General features: G+C 66.4%; 17 protein-coding genes. 6 read left to right on the top strand and 11 right to left on the bottom strand.

Going from position 1 to position 16,766, the window contains the following annotated elements:
• The 3 genes from NMB41_RS02740 to NMB41_RS02730 form a co-directional block, all read right to left on the bottom strand.
• The gene (locus NMB41_RS02740) at positions 1-1,185 is read right to left on the bottom strand and encodes an efflux RND transporter periplasmic adaptor subunit (protein ID WP_494380953.1); all 1,185 of its coding nucleotides are present in this window, start codon (positions 1,183-1,185) and stop codon (positions 1-3) included.
• 144 nt (positions 1,186-1,329) lie between these two features.
• The gene (locus NMB41_RS02735; RefSeq protein ID WP_494380952.1) at positions 1,330-2,175 is read right to left on the bottom strand and encodes an alpha/beta hydrolase; all 846 of its coding nucleotides are present in this window, start codon (positions 2,173-2,175) and stop codon (positions 1,330-1,332) included.
• Positions 2,172-2,384 carry a hypothetical protein gene (locus NMB41_RS02730; protein ID WP_494380951.1) on the bottom strand — a complete coding sequence of 71 codons (213 nt, stop codon included), beginning with the start codon at positions 2,382-2,384 and terminating at the stop codon, positions 2,172-2,174. Before NMB41_RS02730 ends, NMB41_RS02735 begins: the two co-directional genes overlap by 4 nt.
• 152 nt (positions 2,385-2,536) lie before the next feature.
• On the opposite strand from NMB41_RS02730, the gene NMB41_RS02725 reads away from it, so the two are divergent.
• From NMB41_RS02725 to NMB41_RS02700, 6 genes are all read left to right on the top strand, one after another.
• A complete protein-coding gene (locus NMB41_RS02725) occupies positions 2,537-3,478 on the top strand; it encodes a LysR family transcriptional regulator (protein ID WP_494380950.1) in 942 nt (313 codons plus the stop codon).
• Between the two features lie 21 nt (positions 3,479-3,499).
• Positions 3,500-3,946 (top strand): Mpo1 family 2-hydroxy fatty acid dioxygenase, encoded by a 447-nt coding sequence (locus NMB41_RS02720; protein ID WP_494380949.1) that lies wholly within the window; start codon positions 3,500-3,502, stop codon positions 3,944-3,946.
• A 68-nt stretch (positions 3,947-4,014) separates the two neighbouring features.
• On the top strand, positions 4,015-4,461 hold the full coding sequence (locus NMB41_RS02715; protein WP_494380948.1) for an outer membrane lipoprotein: 447 nt from the start codon (positions 4,015-4,017) through the stop codon (positions 4,459-4,461).
• Between the two features lie 52 nt (positions 4,462-4,513).
• A complete protein-coding gene (locus NMB41_RS02710; protein WP_494380947.1) occupies positions 4,514-5,452 on the top strand; it encodes a DMT family transporter in 939 nt (312 codons plus the stop codon).
• Positions 5,449-5,946 (top strand): GNAT family N-acetyltransferase, encoded by a 498-nt coding sequence (locus NMB41_RS02705; RefSeq protein ID WP_494380946.1) that lies wholly within the window; start codon positions 5,449-5,451, stop codon positions 5,944-5,946. Before NMB41_RS02710 ends, NMB41_RS02705 begins: the two co-directional genes overlap by 4 nt.
• Before the next feature lie 294 nt (positions 5,947-6,240).
• Positions 6,241-6,420 carry a hypothetical protein gene (locus NMB41_RS02700; protein WP_494380945.1) on the top strand — a complete coding sequence of 60 codons (180 nt, stop codon included), beginning with the start codon at positions 6,241-6,243 and terminating at the stop codon, positions 6,418-6,420.
• 30 nt (positions 6,421-6,450) lie between these two features.
• Here the strand turns inward: NMB41_RS02700 and hutI are convergent, their stop codons facing one another.
• The 8 genes from hutI to ada all read right to left on the bottom strand — a co-directional run bounded on the left by hutI (position 6,451) and on the right by ada (position 16,693).
• The gene (hutI, locus tag NMB41_RS02695; protein WP_494380944.1) at positions 6,451-7,695 is read right to left on the bottom strand and encodes an imidazolonepropionase; all 1,245 of its coding nucleotides are present in this window, start codon (positions 7,693-7,695) and stop codon (positions 6,451-6,453) included.
• Complete coding sequence (locus NMB41_RS02690; RefSeq protein ID WP_494380943.1) at positions 7,688-8,293, bottom strand: HutD/Ves family protein; 606 nt, start codon at positions 8,291-8,293, stop codon at positions 7,688-7,690. Before NMB41_RS02690 ends, hutI begins: the two co-directional genes overlap by 8 nt.
• A gap of 19 nt (positions 8,294-8,312) precedes the next feature.
• Positions 8,313-9,674 carry a formimidoylglutamate deiminase gene (locus tag NMB41_RS02685; protein ID WP_494380942.1) on the bottom strand — a complete coding sequence of 454 codons (1,362 nt, stop codon included), beginning with the start codon at positions 9,672-9,674 and terminating at the stop codon, positions 8,313-8,315.
• Positions 9,671-10,459, bottom strand: coding sequence for an N-formylglutamate deformylase (gene hutG, locus NMB41_RS02680; RefSeq protein WP_494380941.1), 789 nt, complete (start codon positions 10,457-10,459; stop codon positions 9,671-9,673). The genes NMB41_RS02685 and hutG overlap by 4 nt, the downstream gene beginning before the upstream one ends.
• Positions 10,460-10,477: 18 nt before the next feature.
• Positions 10,478-12,025: a histidine ammonia-lyase gene (gene hutH / locus NMB41_RS02675; protein ID WP_494380940.1), complete on the bottom strand. Its 1,548-nt coding sequence runs from the start codon at positions 12,023-12,025 to the stop codon at positions 10,478-10,480.
• Positions 12,026-12,034: 9 nt separating this feature from the next.
• Positions 12,035-13,744 (bottom strand): urocanate hydratase, encoded by a 1,710-nt coding sequence (gene hutU, locus NMB41_RS02670; RefSeq protein WP_494380939.1) that lies wholly within the window; start codon positions 13,742-13,744, stop codon positions 12,035-12,037.
• Positions 13,745-13,854: 110 nt separating this feature from the next.
• Positions 13,855-15,522 carry an amidohydrolase gene (locus NMB41_RS02665; protein ID WP_494380938.1) on the bottom strand — a complete coding sequence of 556 codons (1,668 nt, stop codon included), beginning with the start codon at positions 15,520-15,522 and terminating at the stop codon, positions 13,855-13,857.
• A gap of 91 nt (positions 15,523-15,613) precedes the next feature.
• A complete protein-coding gene (gene ada / locus NMB41_RS02660; RefSeq protein ID WP_494380937.1) occupies positions 15,614-16,693 on the bottom strand; it encodes a bifunctional DNA-binding transcriptional regulator/O6-methylguanine-DNA methyltransferase Ada in 1,080 nt (359 codons plus the stop codon).
• Positions 16,694-16,766: the final 73 nt, after the last annotated feature.

The raw sequence follows: 16,766 nt of genomic DNA, 5'->3' as shown, positions 1-16,766 counted from the left end.
TTATTCCTTCGCAGCGGCGGCCAGGGTCAGCGGCGCGGCGCCATCCATCGGGACGATCTGCGGCGCGACCGGGGCGCCCGGACGCACGCGCTGCAGGCCGTTGACGACAATCTTCTCGCCCGCTTTCACGCCGCTGCGCACCACGCGCAGGCCGTCCACCACGGGGCCGAGGACGACCGGGCGGTATTCGGCCTTGCCGTCAGCGCCCACCACGACCACGAATTTGCGGCTCTGGTCGGTGCCCACCGCACGCTCGCTGATCAGGACCGCGCTGCGGTCGTCGGCCGCGCCCAGCTGCACGCGGGCGAACAGGCCCGGCACCAGGGCGCCGTCCTTGTTTTCAAAAGCGGCGCGCATGCGCACGCTGCCGGTGCGGGCATCGAGCTGGTTGTCGACGAATTCGAGTTTTCCTTCGTGCGGGAAGCCTTCTTCGTTGGCCAGTCCCACGCGCACCGTCACCGGAGCGCCGTCGCGCGCCTTTGCGCCGACGCGCAGATAGGTCTCTTCGTCGCCATCGAAACTGGCGTAGATGCGCTCGAGCGAGACCACGGACGTGAGGACCGCGGTGGCGTCGACCAGGTTGCCGAGGGTGATTTCGGCTTTCGAGACGCGGCCGTCGATCGGCGAGACCACACGGGTATAGGCCAGGTTCAGGCGCGCCGCTTCGTACTGGGCTTGCGCGGCGCCGGCGTTTGCTTCAAGTTCCTTCTGGCTGGCGGCGGCCTCGTCGAATTCACGGCGTGCGATCGCTTTATCGGCCATCAGGCTTTCGGCCCTGGCCAGTTCGCGTTTGGCGAGGTCGGCGCGCGCCCGGGCCGAGGCGGCGGCGGCTTGCGCACGGGTGGCTTCGGCCTGGTAAGGGCGCGGGTCGACCACGAACAGCACGTCGCCCTTTTTCACTTCGCTGCCCGGCTTGAAATTCACGGCGGTAATAAAACCGCTGACGCGGGAGCGGATCTCGACGCGCTCGATCGCTTCCAGGCGGCCCGAGAATTCCTGGGTTTCGGCGATCGGCTTTTCCAGCACGATGGCGGCCGAGACGGGCGGTGCGGCGGGTGCGGCTGGCGCGGCGGTTTTTCCGGTCGCGTCCTCGCAGCCGGCGAGCGTGAGCGTTGCCAGTCCAGCGACGGCCAGCGCCGCAATCAGCGGCCGCGCCGCCTTGGAAAGTTGTGCCAGGTTTCTCATGTGGATACCTTTTCTTGTGAGAATGTAAATAAGACGGCGACACCCGTCCCCTCCGCGACGAATCGCAGAAAAGCAGGTCCCGCCGCACCAAAATAGTGCGTTTTTGCGGTCAGTTCAGGATGGGTAGTTCAGGAAGGTGCTGGCTCAGGCTGGAGGAGCCTCCTGCTCCTCGAGACGTGCGATGAAAGCGGCAATTTCGACCAGCGCCGACTGGGCACAGGCGCATTCGTTGCGGTCGTCCGCCATCTGCGGCGCCGGCAGCATGCGGCGCACGGTGGCCTGCACGCCAAAGCTGAGCAGCTTGGCGCCGTAGGTTTCGGCTTCGTCGCGCAGGGGATCGTCGTCGGCCGACAGGATCAGGGCCGGCGGCAGGTTTTTCAGCCGGCTCGATTGCAGGGGCGAAGCATATGGGTGGGTACGGTCGGCCGCGTTCGGCAGATAGCCGCGGTAGGCGGCGGCGCAGCCATCGGCCAGCTTTTCCTGGTCGGCGCAAGCCGGCATCTCGCGCATCGAGCAGGTCGACAGGCCAGGGTCGAGCATCGGCATGATCAGGATCTGGCCGGCCAGCTTGGGAGCGCCGCGGTCGCGCGACATCAGGGCGCACACGGCGGCCAGGTTGGCGCCGGCCTCGATGCCGGCCACCAGTAAATGCTTGCCGTTCCAGCCAAGTTTGGCCTTGTTCTTTTTCGCCCACAGCAGCACGGCGTGGGCATCCTCGACCGCCGCCGGGAAGGGACGCACGGTGGCCAGCGTGTAGCTCGAGGCCAGCACCACCGGGGTGTGGCTGACGCCGGCCAGGTGGCGCAGGAAGTCGTCCGATTCGTGCAGGTCGTCGGCCACGAAACCGCCGCCGGGGAAGAACACGATCAGCGTATCGCGCTTGCCTTTCTCGCCAGTGGCGTACAGGCGCGCTTTCAAGGGGCCCTGCTCGCCGGCCACTTCCAGTTCGCGCACCCGGACGGCATCAAGCATGTCGAGACGGTCGTTCATGGCGCCATCTCCGGCGAGGCGGAGGCCAGCATCGCGGCTGGCGCCGCATCCTTGTAGAGCGCCTGGGCGACTGTCGAGGACAGGGCATGTACCCCGCGCGCCTCGGCGCCGGCGGCCTGCGCATAGGCGCCGCTGCTGACGACCGCAGCCATCGTCCCGATGCCGATCCCCAGAGAGATGCTTGCCACAATGCTGTCCCAAATCTTCATGTCCTGCTCCCGCTTGCGAGTAAATTTTGCTGCACTGCGATCACTATAGACAGGATCGTCCAAGAGATAAATACGGCAATGTCGAATTGATTGTTCGGAAATGGCGAACAATAAGCTTAAATTCCCATTAAAATGGCTGCAAGGAGGTGATGGTGAATAAGCTTCAAGCGATGGAAGTTTTCGTCCAGGTGGTCGATACCGGCAGTTTTACGCGCGCCGCGCTGCTGCTCGACCTGCCGAAAGCCAGCGTCTCGACCCTGGTGCAGGCGTTAGAGGCGTCGCTGTCGGCCAAGCTCCTGCACCGCACCACGCGCCAGGTCACGGTGACCTCGGACGGCGCGGCCTATTACGAGCGCTGCGTGCGCATCCTGTCGGACGTGCGCGAAGCCGAGGAATCGCTGTCGCGCATGCGCATCAATCCGAGCGGGCGGCTGCGCGTGGACACGCCCACCGGCTTGTCGAGCGAGATCCTGATTCCGGCCCTGCCGGCCTTTTTCGAGCGCTACCCCGACATCACGCTGGAAATGGGCAGCACCGACCGGCCGGTCGACCTGGTCGAGGAAGGCATCGACTGCGCCGTGCGCGGCGGCCCGGTGCTCGATACCAGCCTGATCGCACGGCGGGTCGGCATCATCAACTTCGTGACCGCCGCCTCGCCTGCCTACCTGGCGCGTTTCGGCACGCCCCAGCATCCGAACGAACTGGTCAAACACCGCTGCGTGAATTATTTTTCGGCCAAGACCGGCAAAGTCTACGACTGGGATTTCAACCGCAACGGCGAGCGCATCGAGGTGCCGATGCCGGGCATGATCGCCCTGAACGATTCGAACGCCTACGTGCAGGCCGGGCTGGCCGGCCTGGGGGTGATCCAGATGACCGACTATCTCCTCACGCGCCACGTCGAGGAGGGCCGCATGGTGCAGGTGCTGCCGGACTGGTTCAGCGATCCGCTGCCGGTCCACATCGTCTATCCGCAGAACCGGCACATGTCGGCCAAGGTACGCGTGTTCGTGGAATGGGTGTCGGACGTGTTCGCGAACCATCCGCAGATGCGGCTCGGCGGGCGCGGCGCCGGTGTAGAATCTTCGGCATAACAATCACGGCCGGAGACCGCCATGGACCACACCGCACAATCGCGCAACATCGACGCCCTGCTCGCCCAGTACAGCGAGAGCCACCGCAACCCGACCAACGAGCTGATTCACTTCGTCTGCGTGCCGCTGATCGTGTTCTCCCTGCTCGGCATCCTGTACGCGCTCCATCCGGTCGTGGCGCTGGCCGCCGTCGGCTGGTCGATGTGGTACTACCTGCAGCTGTCGAAACCGTTCGCGGTCGGCATGCTGGCGATGGCGATCCTGATGCTGGCGGTGCTGGCCGCGATGCCGCCGATGACGGTGCTGCCGCTGTCGATCGCCGTGTTCGTCGTGTCCTGGATCGGCCAGTTCATCGGCCACAAGATCGAGGGCAAGAAGCCGTCGTTTCTCGACGATATGCGCTTCCTGCTGATCGGCCCCTTGTTCGTGCTGGGCTTCCTGTACCGCCGTTTCAAGCTGGCCTATTGATCCTGTAGCGCGCCTCGCTCGCCAGGAGTAAGCTGCCAGGCAACGCCTTGCGTTGACTGGAGATTGCCATGAAAGCCACGCTTCCCCTCCTGTTCGCCGCCCTGCTTGCCGGCTGCGCCACCACGCCGCAATCGGGCAGCGTCTACCGTGCTCACGAGACCCAGAATGAACAGGTCGTGCGCACCGGCACGGTCGAGTCGGTGCGCAATGTCGTCATCGCCAATCCGGAATCGGGTGTCGGCACGATGAGCGGCGCAGCCCTCGGCGGCATTGCCGGATCGCAGGCCGGCAGCGGCAGCGGCCAGGCGGCGATGAGCATCGTCGGCGCCCTTGCGGGCGGCCTGTTCGGCCAGCGCGTCGAGAAGAACGCGAACAACCGCCCCGGCTTCGAAATCACGGTAAGACTCGACAGTGGAGAGCTGCGCGCCATCACCCAGACGGCGGACGAATTGTTCCGCCCCGGCGAGCGCGTGCGGCTGCTGAGCAACGGCTACCAGACCCGCGTGACCCATTAATCGTCGTAATTTGTAGACGGCAGGAAACGGGGAAAGCACGTATACTTCCGCGATGTCTTCTCCCGTCCTGTTTACCCTCGCCTCGCTCATCTGGGGCTCGACCTTCTGGGCCATCACCTTGCAGCTGGGCGACGTGCCGCCGGCGGTCTCCGTGGTCTACCGTTTTGCGCTCGCGTCGAGCGTGCTGTTCATCATCTGCATCGGCCGCGGCTTCAAGCTGCAACTGCCCTGGCGCACCCAGAAATGGCTGATGCTGCAGGGTGTGGCCACCTTCGGCCTGTCGTATATCTGCACCTATCAGGCCGAGGAAGTCGTGGTTTCGGGCCTGGTCGCCGTGCTGTTCGCGCTAATGGTGTTCTGGACGCCGCTGCTGGGCCGCGTGTTTTACGGCACGCCGCTCGCACCCCGTACCTGGACCGCCGGCGTGGTCGCCATCTGCGGCGTCGCCCTGCTCTTCTATCACTCGATCGAGACCGCCTGGCGCGACGTGCAGGCCGGCGGCAGCGGCCACTTCCTGTTGGGCGTGGTGCTGGCCCTGGTCGCCACCATCGCCAGCTCGGCCGGCAGCATCGTGGTCGGCAAGGTGCGCGAGCAGTCCAGCAACACGATGCTGACCACCGCCTGGTCGATGCTGTGGGGTACGCTGCTGGTCGCCCTCTATGTCGTGCTGACCGGCCAGCGCTTCGTGCCGCCGCCGACCCTGTCATATACGCTGGGCCTGCTCTACCTGTCGATCTTCGGCTCGGTGATCGCCTTCCTCGCCTACTTCACGCTGATCAACCGCATCGGGCCGCAAAAGGCCGTGTACATCGGCGTCATCACGCCGGTGCTGTCGGTGCTGCTGTCGATCCAGCTGGAAGCCTACCGTCCGGGTCCCGTCGAATTCCTCGGCATGATCCTGTGCCTGGCCAGCGTGGCCTGGGCCCTGCGCGCACCCACAGCCAAACCCGTGCAAACCGCCACTTTGAATCAGATAACCGAAACGCCATGACCGCTGTCACCCATTTTTCCATCCGTCCCGCCGAACCTGCCGACATCACCCACATCCACTCGATGATCGTCGAGCTGGCCGTGTTCGAAAAACTCGAGCACATGGTCGTCGCCACCGAAGAGCTGCTGCACGAGGGCCTGTTCGGCACCCGCCCGGCCTGCGAAGCCATCGTCGGCGAAGAAAACGGCGAAGTCGTCGCCTTTGCCCTGTTCTTCCACAATTTCTCGACCTTCCTCACCAAGAAGGGCCTGTATCTGGAAGACTTGTATGTGCGTCAATCGCACCGAGGCAAGGGTTATGGCACCCAGCTGCTCTCAAAGCTGGCGCAGCTCGCCGTGGAACGCAATTGCGGCCGCTTCGAATGGTCGGTGCTGGACTGGAACGAGCCGGCAATCGGCTTTTACCAGACCATGGGCGCCGAGATCCTGCCGGAGTGGCGCATCTGCCGCGTCACCGGCGAAGCGCTCGACCACCTGGCGCGCCGCGCGGACTGACCGGCAATAAAAAACCCACGGGGCTGTAAGGCGCCGTGGGCGAACCCATTATGGTAATGGGGAGGGGAGACTGGAAATCACGAGTTCACTATAGCTGGGTGAAATCGCGAGAAGCTGTTTTTCTTACAATTGCTTACCTCTCTTACCGATTGTCTGATACCTATAATTACCGAGCTGTAGATGAACGAATTGACGCGAATCAAGCGTCAATCGGGGCTGTTGCACGATTGAGTGAACACAAATGCAATGGATGGCTGTCCCGGACAATGTGCTCTTCGGACAAGGGGAGAGACCGTGACTTCCAGATTCAAGCCCATCACCACGCGCCTGTACAAGGCGTGGCTACGTTCCCGGCTCGACAATTACACGCGCAGCCTGCATGCGATTGCCGCCCAGCGCGAGAACGATTTTCACGCCGAGCGCATGCTGCACCGGGCGGTGTCGACAACGCGCTCTAAATTGCAGTCGCTGTGAAGGCAGGAAAGCCTGAGGGTTGCCGCAAGCTTAAAACCCCGCCGGCAAGCCCACATCGCGCGCCCGCATCACGCCGCCATTCACTACCGCCTGGCAGGGATTGAAGCCGATCGCATACGCCAGCTCGGCCGGACGGGCGATGTCCCACAGCGCGAAATCGGCGCGCTTGCCCACCTCGAGCGTCCCGATCTCGTTCTGCAAACCGAGTGCGCGCGCCGCGTTGACGGTGGCCCCGAGCAGGGCTTCGCGCGGCGTCAGGCGCCACAGGGTGCAGGCCATGTTCATCGCCAGCAGCAGCGAACTCAGTGGCGAGGTGCCGGGATTGCAGTCGGTGGCGATCGCCAGCGGCACGCCGGCGGCGCGCAGGGCGGCGATCGGCGGCGCTTGCGTCTCGCGCAGGAAGTAATACGCGCCCGGCAGCAGCACGGCGACGGTGCCGGCGGCGGCCATGGCGGCGATGCCGGCCGGCGTCACGTGCTCCAGGTGGTCGGCCGACAGGCCGCGGTAGCGCGCCACCAGTTCGGCGCCGCGCTGGTCCGACAGCTGCTCGGCATGCAGTTTCACCGGCAGGCCCAGCTTCCTGGCTGCGGCGAACACGCGTTCGGTCTGGTCGTAGGTAAAACCGATGTGCTCGCAGAAGGCATCGACCGCGTCGACCAGGCCTTCTTTCATCAACAGCGGCAGCATGCGCTCGGTGACTTCGGCGATGTAGTCGTCGGGGCGGCCCGTAAACTCCGGCGGCAGCGCGTGCGCGCCGAGGAAGGTGGTGCGCACCTTCACCGGCAGCAGTTCGCCGATGCGGCGCGCCGCGCGCAGCAGGTTCGCTTCGCCCTGCAGGTTCAGGCCGTAGCCGGACTTGATCTCGAGCGTGGTGACGCCCTCGGCCAGCAGTTGCGACACGCGCGGCGCGCTCTGGTGCAGCAGGTCGACCACGCTGGCGGCGCGAGTGGCGCGCACGGTGGACATGATGCCGCCGCCGTTACCGGCGATGTCTTCGTAGCTGGCGCCTTCCAGGCGCGCTTCCCATTCGTCGCTGCGGTTGCCGGCGTGGACGATGTGGGTGTGGCAGTCGATCAGGCCGGGCGTGAGCCAGGCGCCGTCGCAGTCGTGGATGACGGCGGCACGGGGCGCCTCGCGGCGCGCACCGACCCAGGCGATGCGGCCGTGGTGCACGGCGATCGCGCCGTCCTTCACCTCGCCGTAGCCATCGGTCATCGTGGCCAGGTTTACGTTCGCAAACACCGCGTCGTAGCGCGGCCCGTGACGCTCACTCATCGTCGTAGTCCTCGTCTTCGTTGTAATAGAAAATGTCGACAATGAAAATGAGCGCCTGGTTGGCCTCGATCGACCAGATCGTGCCCGGGTCGAACAGGACGGCGTCGTAGCGCACCAGGTTGATGCGCTCGGAATCGCTGGCGATTTCCAGCGTATCGCCCTCGGCCAGGAACATCAAGGTCAGGTCGGCACGCGCGACAAAACGCGATTTGCCGGCCAGGCGGCGCCGCCCGAACTGGTGGTAGCAGCGGTCGCTGCGCGTCATGACGTTGAAATCGGTGGTCGGGCCGCGATTGAGCTTGGCCACCACATCCGAGTCGCCGTCGAAGGCCAGCACCGGACCGCTCTCGCAGATGATCACGCGTTCGCTGCCGTCGATATCGAGCGTCATGCCGTGGCCGTCGACCAGGGCGAGGGTGCGGTCGACGCCGGGAAAGCGCGAGAAAGGGCCGTCTTCGGAAATCGTGGCCAGGCTGACGCGCCAGTCGAAGTCCTCGAAGCCGGCGTCGGGCGGACCGATCGCAATCGTCGTGGTGCTGCCGCCACCGTTCTTCCACGGGTATGCCGACAGGCCGGCAAACGGAATGAGGATATTCATCTTTGTGCCTCGCTCATGCTCATGCTTCGCGCAACTGTTGAACGGCTTGCCGGTAGCGGCGTCCGATTGCTTCCTGCGCCATGTGACGCCCGCCCTGCACGACCCAGCGTCCGCCGGCCAGCACGTCGCGTACCAGGTTATCGTTTCCGCAGAATACCAGACGTCCCAGCACATCGGTGTCATTCACGCCATCCAGGTTCGGATGGGCCGCGTCCAGCACCAGCAGATCGGCCCGGCGCCCGGCCGCCAGGGCCCCGACCGGGCGCCCCGCCGCCTGCGCGCCGCCATCGAGCGCATCCTGCCACAGGTTCAGCGCGACGTCGCGTCTTGCCGGCGTGGCGGCGATATTGCGGCGCTGGTGAACCAGGCGCTGCCCGTATTCGAGCCAGCGCAATTCCTCGACCGGACTCTGCGACACATGGCTGTCGCTGCCGATGCCCCAGCGCCCGCCCGCGGCCAGGTAGTCGGCCAGCGGGAACAGGCCGTCGCCCAGGTTGGCCTCGGTGGTCGGGCAGAGGCCGGCCACCGCGCCGCTGGCGGCAAGCTGCGCCGTTTCGGCGGCGGTCAGGTGGGTCGCATGCACCAGGCACCAGCGCGCGTCGATCATCACTTCGTCGAACAGGTATTCGACCGGCCGGCGCCCGCAAAAATCCAGGCTTTGCTGTACTTCGCCCTGCTGCTCGGCGATATGGATGTGCAGCGGACGCGCCTTCGGCAGCGCGGCCATCAGTTCGCGGATCTGTTCGATGCCGGCCGCGCGCAGCGAATGCGGCGCCGCGCCCACCTCGAGCTGGCCATTGCGCAGCGGCTCCAACGTCTCGACGATGCGCAGCACGGTGTCGACATCGGTGCGAAAGCGCGCCTGTTCCGCTTTTAAAGGCTGCGCGCCGAAGCCGCTGTGGCTGTACAGGACCGGCAGCAGGGTCAGCCCGATGCCGGCCTGCTGGCCCGCCTGCGCGATGCGTTCGGCCATCTCGGCTGGACGTGCGTACAGGCTGCCCGCCGGGTCGCGCTGGATGTAATGGAATTCGCACAGCGCCGTGTAGCCATGGCGCAGGCATTCCGAAAACAGCTGGGCCGCGATGGCCTCCACCTGCTCTGGCGTGATGTGGGCGGCGAAGCGGTACATCAGATCGCGCCAGGTCCAGAAGCTGTCGGGGCCATCGCCCGCCTTCTCGGTCAGGCCGCCCAGCGCGCGTTGAAAAGCGTGCGAATGCAGGTTGACCATGCCCGGCACAACGTAATCGGCGCGTGCCACGCCGATCGGCGGACGCGCCCCGGGCGCCACCCTGGTCAGGTTGCCGCGCGCATCCCATTCGATCAGCACGTCGCCCTGCCAGCCCTCGGGCAACAGGGCGTGGCGCGCGAACAGGGCATTCATGCGCGCACCCAATCGAGCGCTGCCTGCACCATGTCCGACAGCAGCGGCTGCACTTTGGCCGCCACCTCTGCTTGGAACGCGAAGGGCGGCGCCTCGTCCATGTACAGGCACTGGCACATCTCGAGCTGGATCGCGTGCACGCCCTCGTTCGGCTGGCCGTAGAAACGGGTGATGTGGCCGCCCTTGAAGCGGCCGTTCACGGCAATGCTGAAGCGGTCCTGGGCGCGCGCCACACCCACCACCGCATTCTCCAGGCCGGGATCGCAGGATTTCCCCTCGGCGGTGCCGAAGTTCAGGTCCGGCAGGCGGCCTTCGAAAAAGCGCGGCACCTGCGAGGCGATCGAATGCGCGTCCCACAGCACCACGCGCCCGTGCAGCGCCAGCAGGCGCGCCAGTTCCGCGCGCAGTTGATTGTGGTAGGGCTGCCAGTAGCGTTCGAGGCGGCGCTGCACCTCGGCCGCGTCGGGCACGCGGCCTTCCTGGTACAGGCTCTCGCGCCCAAAGGTATCGACCGGGCACAGGCCGGTCGTGTCCAGGCCCGGATACAGGTTGGTGTTTTCGGGCGGGCGGTTCAGGTCGATCGCATAGCGCGACCAGCGCGCCGCCAGCGTCGAGATGCCGAAGCGGTCCGCGCAGTCATAGAGTTCGGCCAGGTGCCAGTCGGTGTCGGCGGTCGCCAGCGCACAGGGCGCCATGTGCGCGGCCACCTCGTCGGGAAGGTCGGTGCCTACGTGGGGCATCGACAGCAGCATCGGCGCGTCGCCTGCCTTGAACCGGAAATCCATGAAGACTCCTGTTGATGGTTACGGGTGTAATACTGCGAACAGCTCTTTACAGGACGCTGACAGCTCGCCTTCGATCACCATCCGGCGCGCGGCCTCGATATCGGGCGCGAAGAAGCGGTCGGCATCGAAGGGCGCCACGCGCTTGCGCAGTTGCGCATGCACGTGCTCGAGGTGACCGGAGCTCGCCAGCGGGCGGTGAAACTCGATGCCCTGCCCCGCCGCCAGCAGTTCGATCCCGACAATAACCGCCGTATTGTGCGCCATCTGATCAAGACGGCGCGCCGCGAAGGTCGCCATGCTGACGTGGTCTTCCTGGTTGGCGGAGGTCGGCAGGCTGTCGACGCTGGCCGGGTGCGCGATCGACTTGTTTTCCGAGGCCAGCGCGGCCGCCGTCACGTGGGCGATCATGAAGCCGGAGTTCAGCCCCGGCTCGCGCACCAAAAAGGCGGGCAGGCCGGACAAATTGGCGTCGATCAGCAGCGCGATGCGGCGTTCGGCCAAGGCGCCGATTTCGGCGATGGCCAGCGCCAGCGTGTCGGCGGCAAAGGCGACCGGCTCGGCGTGGAAGTTACCGCCCGAAAGAATGGCGCCGTCTTCGGGGAACAGGAGCGGATTGTCGGTGACGGCATTCGCTTCGATCAGCAGGGTGCGGCTGGCATTGGCCACCAGGTCCATGATGGCGCCCATCACCTGCGGCTGGCAGCGCAGGCTGTAGGGATCCTGCACGCGTTCGTCGCCGACCAGGTGCGAAGCGCGGATCGCGCTGCCGGCCATCAGCTCGCGGTAGATGGCGGCCGCCGCGATCTGGCCCGGCTGGCCGCGCACCGCATGGATGCGGGCGTCGAACGGCGCGTCGCTGCCGCGGGCGGCGTCCACCGACAAGGCGCCGGTGACCATCGCCGCTTCCACCAGGCGCTCGGCCATGAACAGGCCATGCAAGGCCAGCGCGGTCGACACCTGGGTGCCGTTGATCAGGGCCAGGCCCTCTTTCGCCGCCAGGGTCACCGGCGCGATGCCTGCTGCCTGCAAGGCGTCGCTGGCCTCCATGATCTCGCCTTTGTAGCGCACCGGGCCGACGCCGAGCATGGCGAGGGTCATGTGCGCCAGCGGCGCCAGGTCGCCCGAGGCGCCGACCGAGCCCTGGCAGGGAATGGCGGGCATCAGGCCGGCGTTATAAAGCGCGATCAGGGTGTCGATGATCACCGGGCGCACGCCGGAATAGCCGCGCGCCAGGCTGCCGATCTTGGTCAGCAGGATCAGGCGCACGACGGCGTCCGACATCAGTTCGCCCGTGCCCACCGCGTGCGACAGGATCAGGTTGCGCTGCAGCTGTTCGAGCTGCTCGTTCGGGATGTGGGCCTTGGCCAGGATGCCGAAACCGGTATTGATGCCATAGGCCGGGTCGCCCTTGTCGACGATGGTTTTCACCAGCGCGGCGGAAGCTGCGATTGGGGCTGCGGCGTCAGCCGACAAGGCGATCGGGAAGTGGGACGCCCAGACGGCGCGCAGGTCGGCCAGCGTCAGGGCGCCGGGGTGAAGGGTCCAGTGCTGCGATTGGTTTTTCATGGTACTGCCTTACTTGATCATCGGGAGGTTCAAACCGGTGCGCTTGGCACAGGCGATGGCGGATTCGTAGCCGGCGTCAGCGTGGCGCATCACGCCCGAGCCGCTGTCGTTCACCAGCACGCGCGCCAGGCGTTTCGCCGCTGCGTCCGTGCCGTCGGCCACGATGACGACGCCCGAATGCTGGGAGTAGCCCATGCCGACGCCGCCGCCATGGTGCAGCGAGACCCAGGTCGCGCCGCCGGCGGTATTGAGCAAGGCGTTCAGCAGCGGCCAGTCCGACACCGCATCGGTACCGTCGCGCATGCTCTCGGTCTCGCGGTTCGGGCTGGCGACGGAACCCGTGTCCAGGTGGTCGCGCCCGATCACGATCGGGGCCTTCAGTTCGCCCGTTCTGACCATCTCGTTGAAGGCCAGGCCCGCGATGTGGCGCTCGCCCAGTCCCAGCCAGCAGATCCGCGCCGGCAGGCCCTGGAAGGCGATGCGCTCGCGCGCCATGTCGAGCCAGCGGTGCACCTGGGCGTGGTGGGGGAACAGTTCCTTGATCTTGGCATCGGTTTTATAGATGTCCTCGGGGTCGCCCGACAGCGCCACCCAGCGGAAGGGCCCGCGCCCTTCGCAGAACTGGGGGCGGATATAGGCCGGCACGAAGCCCGGGAAATCGAAGGCGTTCTGCACGCCTTCATCCAGCGCCACCTGGCGGATGTTGTTGCCGTAGTCGACCGCGTGGCTACCCAGCGCCTTGAAGTCGAGGATGGCTTGCACATGCACGGCGCATGAGGCAGCCGCCGCGGCCCTCAAGCGCGCGTGCTGCGCCGGGTCGGCCTGGGCCGCCTTCCACTGTTCGACCGTCCAGCCCTGCGGCAGGTAGCCGTGGATCAGGTCGTGGGCCGAGGTCTGGTCGGTGACCATATCCGGCACCAGGCCGCCCGCGCGGGCGCGGCGTACCAGTTCCGGCAGCAGGTCGGCGGCGTTGCCGAGCAGGCCAATCGAGACCGCTTCACGCTTGTCACAATGTTCCTTGATCAGGCGAAGCGCATCGTCGATGTCGGTCGCCTGCTTGTCCAGGTAGCGCGTGCGCAGGCGGAAATCGATGCTGGTCTGCTGGCATTCGATGGTCAGCGACACGGCGCCGGCGAAGGTCGCGGCCAATGGCTGGGCGCCGCCCATGCCGCCCAGGCCCGCGGTCAGGATCCAGCGTCCGCCCCAGTCGCCGCCGAAATGCTGGCGGCCCGCTTCGGCGAAGGTTTCGTAGGTGCCCTGGACGATGCCCTGGGTGCCGATATAGATCCAACTGCCGGCCGTCATCTGACCGTACATGAACAGGCCTTTGCGGTCGAGCTCATTGAAATGCTCCCAGTTCGCCCATTTCGGCACCAGGTTCGAGTTCGCCAGCAGCACGCGCGGGGCGTTTTCGTGGGTCTGGAACACGCCGACCGGTTTGCCCGACTGGATCAGCAGGGTCTGGTCGTCTTCCAGGGTGCGCAGCGAGGCCAGGATCTGGTCGTAGCACTCCCAGTTGCGCGCGGCGCGGCCGATGCCGCCATAGACCACCAGGCGCGTCGGATCCTCGGCCACCTCGGCATCGAGATTGTTCTGCAGCATGCGGTAGGCGGCTTCGGTGAGCCAGCTTTTGCAGCTCAGTTCAGTGCCGCGCGGGGCGCGGATGCTGCGCGTTGGGTCGAAGCGCGGATCGGCGACGGGGGATGCATCTTGGGTCATGGCTGGCTCCTGAGACGGAAAAGTGCGCGGGCATCCGCGCACGGAATTCACAGAGTCTAGGTTGTCTATACAACAGCGTCAATCCAAATTGTCAGCGTTTACCGTCTTTGTTACTGCTTCTGATACACCGCCTTGCCCGCCACCCAGGTCTGCAGCACGCCCGTCTTGTGGATGTCGTAGGTCGGCATGGTGAACAAGTCCTGGTCGATGACGATGAAGTCGGCCCACTTGCCCGGCTCCAGCGAACCCAGGCTGTTTTCGGCGTGGCCCGCATAGGCGGCGTCCAGCGTGAAGCAGCGGAAGGCTTCCTTCAGCGACATGGCCTGGTCCGGATACCAGCCGGCGATCGGTTGGCCCGCCGCGTCCTGGCGCGTGACGGCCGCGTGGATGCCGAAGAAGGGGTTCGGCGACTCGACCGGGAAGTCCGAACCGCAGGCGATGCGCGAACCCTGGTGCAGGAAGCTGCGCCAGGCGTAGGCGCCCTTGATGCGCTCGGGGCCGACGCGGCTCTCGGCCATGTTTTTATCCGAGGTGGCGTGGGTCGGCTGCATCGACGGAATGATGCCGAGCGATTTAAAACGCACGATGTCGGCGGGCGTGACCACCTGGGCGTGCTCGATGCGGTGGCGCTGGGCCGCGCTCTTCGTCGCCGCCAGTTCCTTCTTGTAGATATCCAGGATCTGGTGGTTGCCGGCGTCGCCAATCGCATGCACGTTAACCTGGTAGCCGCGCGCCATCGCCTTCTTCATCTTCGCGTCCATCTCGCCCTGCTTGAAGAACAGCAGGCCATGCGAATGCGGCTCGTCGCTGTAGGGCTTGATGAGGGCCGCGCCGCGGCTGCCCAGGGCGCCGTCCGAATACAGCTTGACGGCGCGCAGCGCATACATGTCCTTGCCATAGGTTTTCAAGGGACCGTTCTTGGCCAGCGCGTCGAAGTCGGCTTCGGTGCCGCCGATCATGCCGTAGATGCGCGCGGTCAGCTTGCCCTGGTCGGCGTAGGCACGGTACAGGCGGTCTTCCGCCACGCCCAGGCCCGCGTCGTGGGTGCTGGTGATGCCGACCTTCGCCATCGCCCCCAGGGCGCGGTCGAGGGCGACGCGCCCTTCCGCTTCGGTTTGCGGCGGCAGGACTTTGGCGATCAAATCCTGCGCGGCGTCGACCAGCACCCCGGTCGCCTTGCCGTTCGCGTCGCGCATGATCTTGCCGCCGGCGGGGTCCGGGGTCTTGTCGGTGATGCCGGCCGCCGCCAGCGCGCGGCTGTTGGCCCAGCCGGCGTGGCCGTCGACGCGCTCGAACCAGACCGGGCGGTCGCTCACCACGGCGTCGACATCGAGCGCGGTCGGAAAGCGCCCCAGCTTCCAGTTTTCCTGGTTCCAGCCGCGTCCGCGCAGCCAGCCTTGGCCCGGGTTGGCGCGGGCGTAGTCGCCGATCGCTTTCAAGGCGCCGTCGAGCGAGCTGGTTTGCGAGAGGTCGAGCTGGGTCAGCATCTGGCCCAGGCCGAACACGTGGCCGTGGGCGTCGATCAGGCCCGGCAGGACGGTTTTGCCTTGCAGGTCGACCCGGCGCGCGCCCGGCGCCTTGGCCGCTACCTCGGCGGCACTGCCGACGGCGACGATCTTGCCCGCGTCATTGAAAGCGAGCGCGGCGAACTGCACCAGCTCCCCCTTGGCGTTCAGCGTATAGCCGTTGGCGTTGACGACCATGGTATCGGCTTGCGCACCCATGGCGGCCAGGGCGGCAAGGACGAAGGCGGAACACTGCTTGAGGCTGGACTGCATGGACTCTCCGTTTATTGGAAGCAAAACATGAGTGTAGCGAAGTCCCTGCGCCTTAGGGCACTGTCGGCCCCCTGTTCCCCGCCTTTTTTCGTCATGCCTTCTCGCGGGCGATCAACTGCGCCTTGCGCTCGATGCCCCAGCGGTAGCCCGACAAGCCGCCATCGTTGCGCACCACCCGGTGGCAGGGAATGGCCACCGCCACCGGATTGGCCGCACAGGCCCCCGCCACCGCGCGCACCGCGGCCGGCGAACCGATGCGCTGGGCCAGCTCGGTATAACTGACCGTCTCGCCCGCCGGAATCGCACGCAAGGCCGCCCACACCCGCTGCTGGAAGGCGGTACCGCGCACGTCGAGCGGCAGGTCCAGGCCGATGCGCGGCGCTTCGACCAGGCCCACCACCTGCGCCACGGTGCGCTCGAAGCCGGCGTCGGCGCCGATCAGCCGGGCCTGCGGGAAGCGGTCCTGCAGGTCGCGCACCAGCAGTTCCGGATCGTCGCCCATCAGCACCGCGCAGATGCCGCGCCCGGTGGCGGCGACCAGGATCGCACCGAGCGAACAGGCGCCCACGGCGAAACGGATTTCTTCGCCCGCGCCGCCCTTTTTAAAACTGGCCGGCGCCATGCCCAGCATTGCCTCGCTGCCTGCATAAAAACGCGAGCTCGAATTGAACCCCGCCGCGTACAGCGCCTCGGTGACGCTGCCGCCCTGGCCAAGGGTTTCGCGCACCCGCGCAGCCCGGCGCGCCGCGGCATATGCTTTCGGCGTCACGCCGGCGTGCAGCTTGAACACGCGCTGGAAGTGGAAGCGGCTCATGCCGACCGCCTGCGCGATCGCATCGAAGTCGGGCGCCTCGTCCAGTGCGTCGATCAGGCGGCAGGCCTCGGCCACGGCTTGGGCCTGGCGCTCGGCCAGGGGCGGCTGGTCGGGCTTGCAGCGAAGGCAGGCGCGAAAACCGGCGCGCTCAGCGTCCGCGCAGCTGGCGTGAAAGGCGACGTTCGCGCGCAGCGCGGGACGCGCGGCGCACGAGGGCCGGCAGTAGACGCCGGTCGTGCGCACCGAGTAATAGAAGACGCCGTCGGCGCCGCGGTCGCGGCTTTGTACGGCGGCCCAGCGCGCAGCAATGCTGGCATAAGCGCTGGAGCAAGATTGAGCGATGGTCTCGGTCTTCATGGTGCATTTCCGGTGGTGGTGGACAGCGTCATCCTGGCAGGCTTGGGTTTGTCCCGCATCTCGCGTCTTGCTT

The sequence above is a fragment of the Massilia sp. FBCC-B171 genome, from assembly GCF_059134155.1.
The sequence above is the reverse complement of the archived record's forward strand: the minus strand, read 5'-3'. Positions and strand labels throughout refer to the sequence as shown.

What these genes read in the sequence shown, in the direction of transcription:
- NMB41_RS02740 (WP_494380953.1), bottom strand. Translation starts at nt 1,185, where the DNA reads ATGAGAAACCTGGCACAACTTTCCAAGGCGGCGCGGCCGCTGATTGCG.
- NMB41_RS02735 (WP_494380952.1), bottom strand. Translation starts at nt 2,175, where the DNA reads ATGAACGACCGTCTCGACATGCTTGATGCCGTCCGGGTGCGCGAACTG.
- NMB41_RS02730 (WP_494380951.1), bottom strand. Translation starts at nt 2,384, where the DNA reads ATGAAGATTTGGGACAGCATTGTGGCAAGCATCTCTCTGGGGATCGGC.
- NMB41_RS02720 (WP_494380949.1), top strand. Translation starts at nt 3,500, where the DNA reads ATGGACCACACCGCACAATCGCGCAACATCGACGCCCTGCTCGCCCAG.
- NMB41_RS02715 (WP_494380948.1), top strand. Translation starts at nt 4,015, where the DNA reads ATGAAAGCCACGCTTCCCCTCCTGTTCGCCGCCCTGCTTGCCGGCTGC.
- NMB41_RS02710 (WP_494380947.1), top strand. Translation starts at nt 4,514, where the DNA reads ATGTCTTCTCCCGTCCTGTTTACCCTCGCCTCGCTCATCTGGGGCTCG.
- NMB41_RS02705 (WP_494380946.1), top strand. Translation starts at nt 5,449, where the DNA reads ATGACCGCTGTCACCCATTTTTCCATCCGTCCCGCCGAACCTGCCGAC.
- hutI (WP_494380944.1), bottom strand. Translation starts at nt 7,695, where the DNA reads ATGAGTGAGCGTCACGGGCCGCGCTACGACGCGGTGTTTGCGAACGTA.
- NMB41_RS02690 (WP_494380943.1), bottom strand. Translation starts at nt 8,293, where the DNA reads ATGAATATCCTCATTCCGTTTGCCGGCCTGTCGGCATACCCGTGGAAG.
- NMB41_RS02685 (WP_494380942.1), bottom strand. Translation starts at nt 9,674, where the DNA reads ATGAATGCCCTGTTCGCGCGCCACGCCCTGTTGCCCGAGGGCTGGCAG.
- hutG (WP_494380941.1), bottom strand. Translation starts at nt 10,459, where the DNA reads ATGGATTTCCGGTTCAAGGCAGGCGACGCGCCGATGCTGCTGTCGATG.
- hutH (WP_494380940.1), bottom strand. Translation starts at nt 12,025, where the DNA reads ATGAAAAACCAATCGCAGCACTGGACCCTTCACCCCGGCGCCCTGACG.
- hutU (WP_494380939.1), bottom strand. Translation starts at nt 13,744, where the DNA reads ATGACCCAAGATGCATCCCCCGTCGCCGATCCGCGCTTCGACCCAACG.
- NMB41_RS02665 (WP_494380938.1), bottom strand. Translation starts at nt 15,522, where the DNA reads ATGCAGTCCAGCCTCAAGCAGTGTTCCGCCTTCGTCCTTGCCGCCCTG.
- ada (WP_494380937.1), bottom strand. Translation starts at nt 16,693, where the DNA reads ATGAAGACCGAGACCATCGCTCAATCTTGCTCCAGCGCTTATGCCAGC.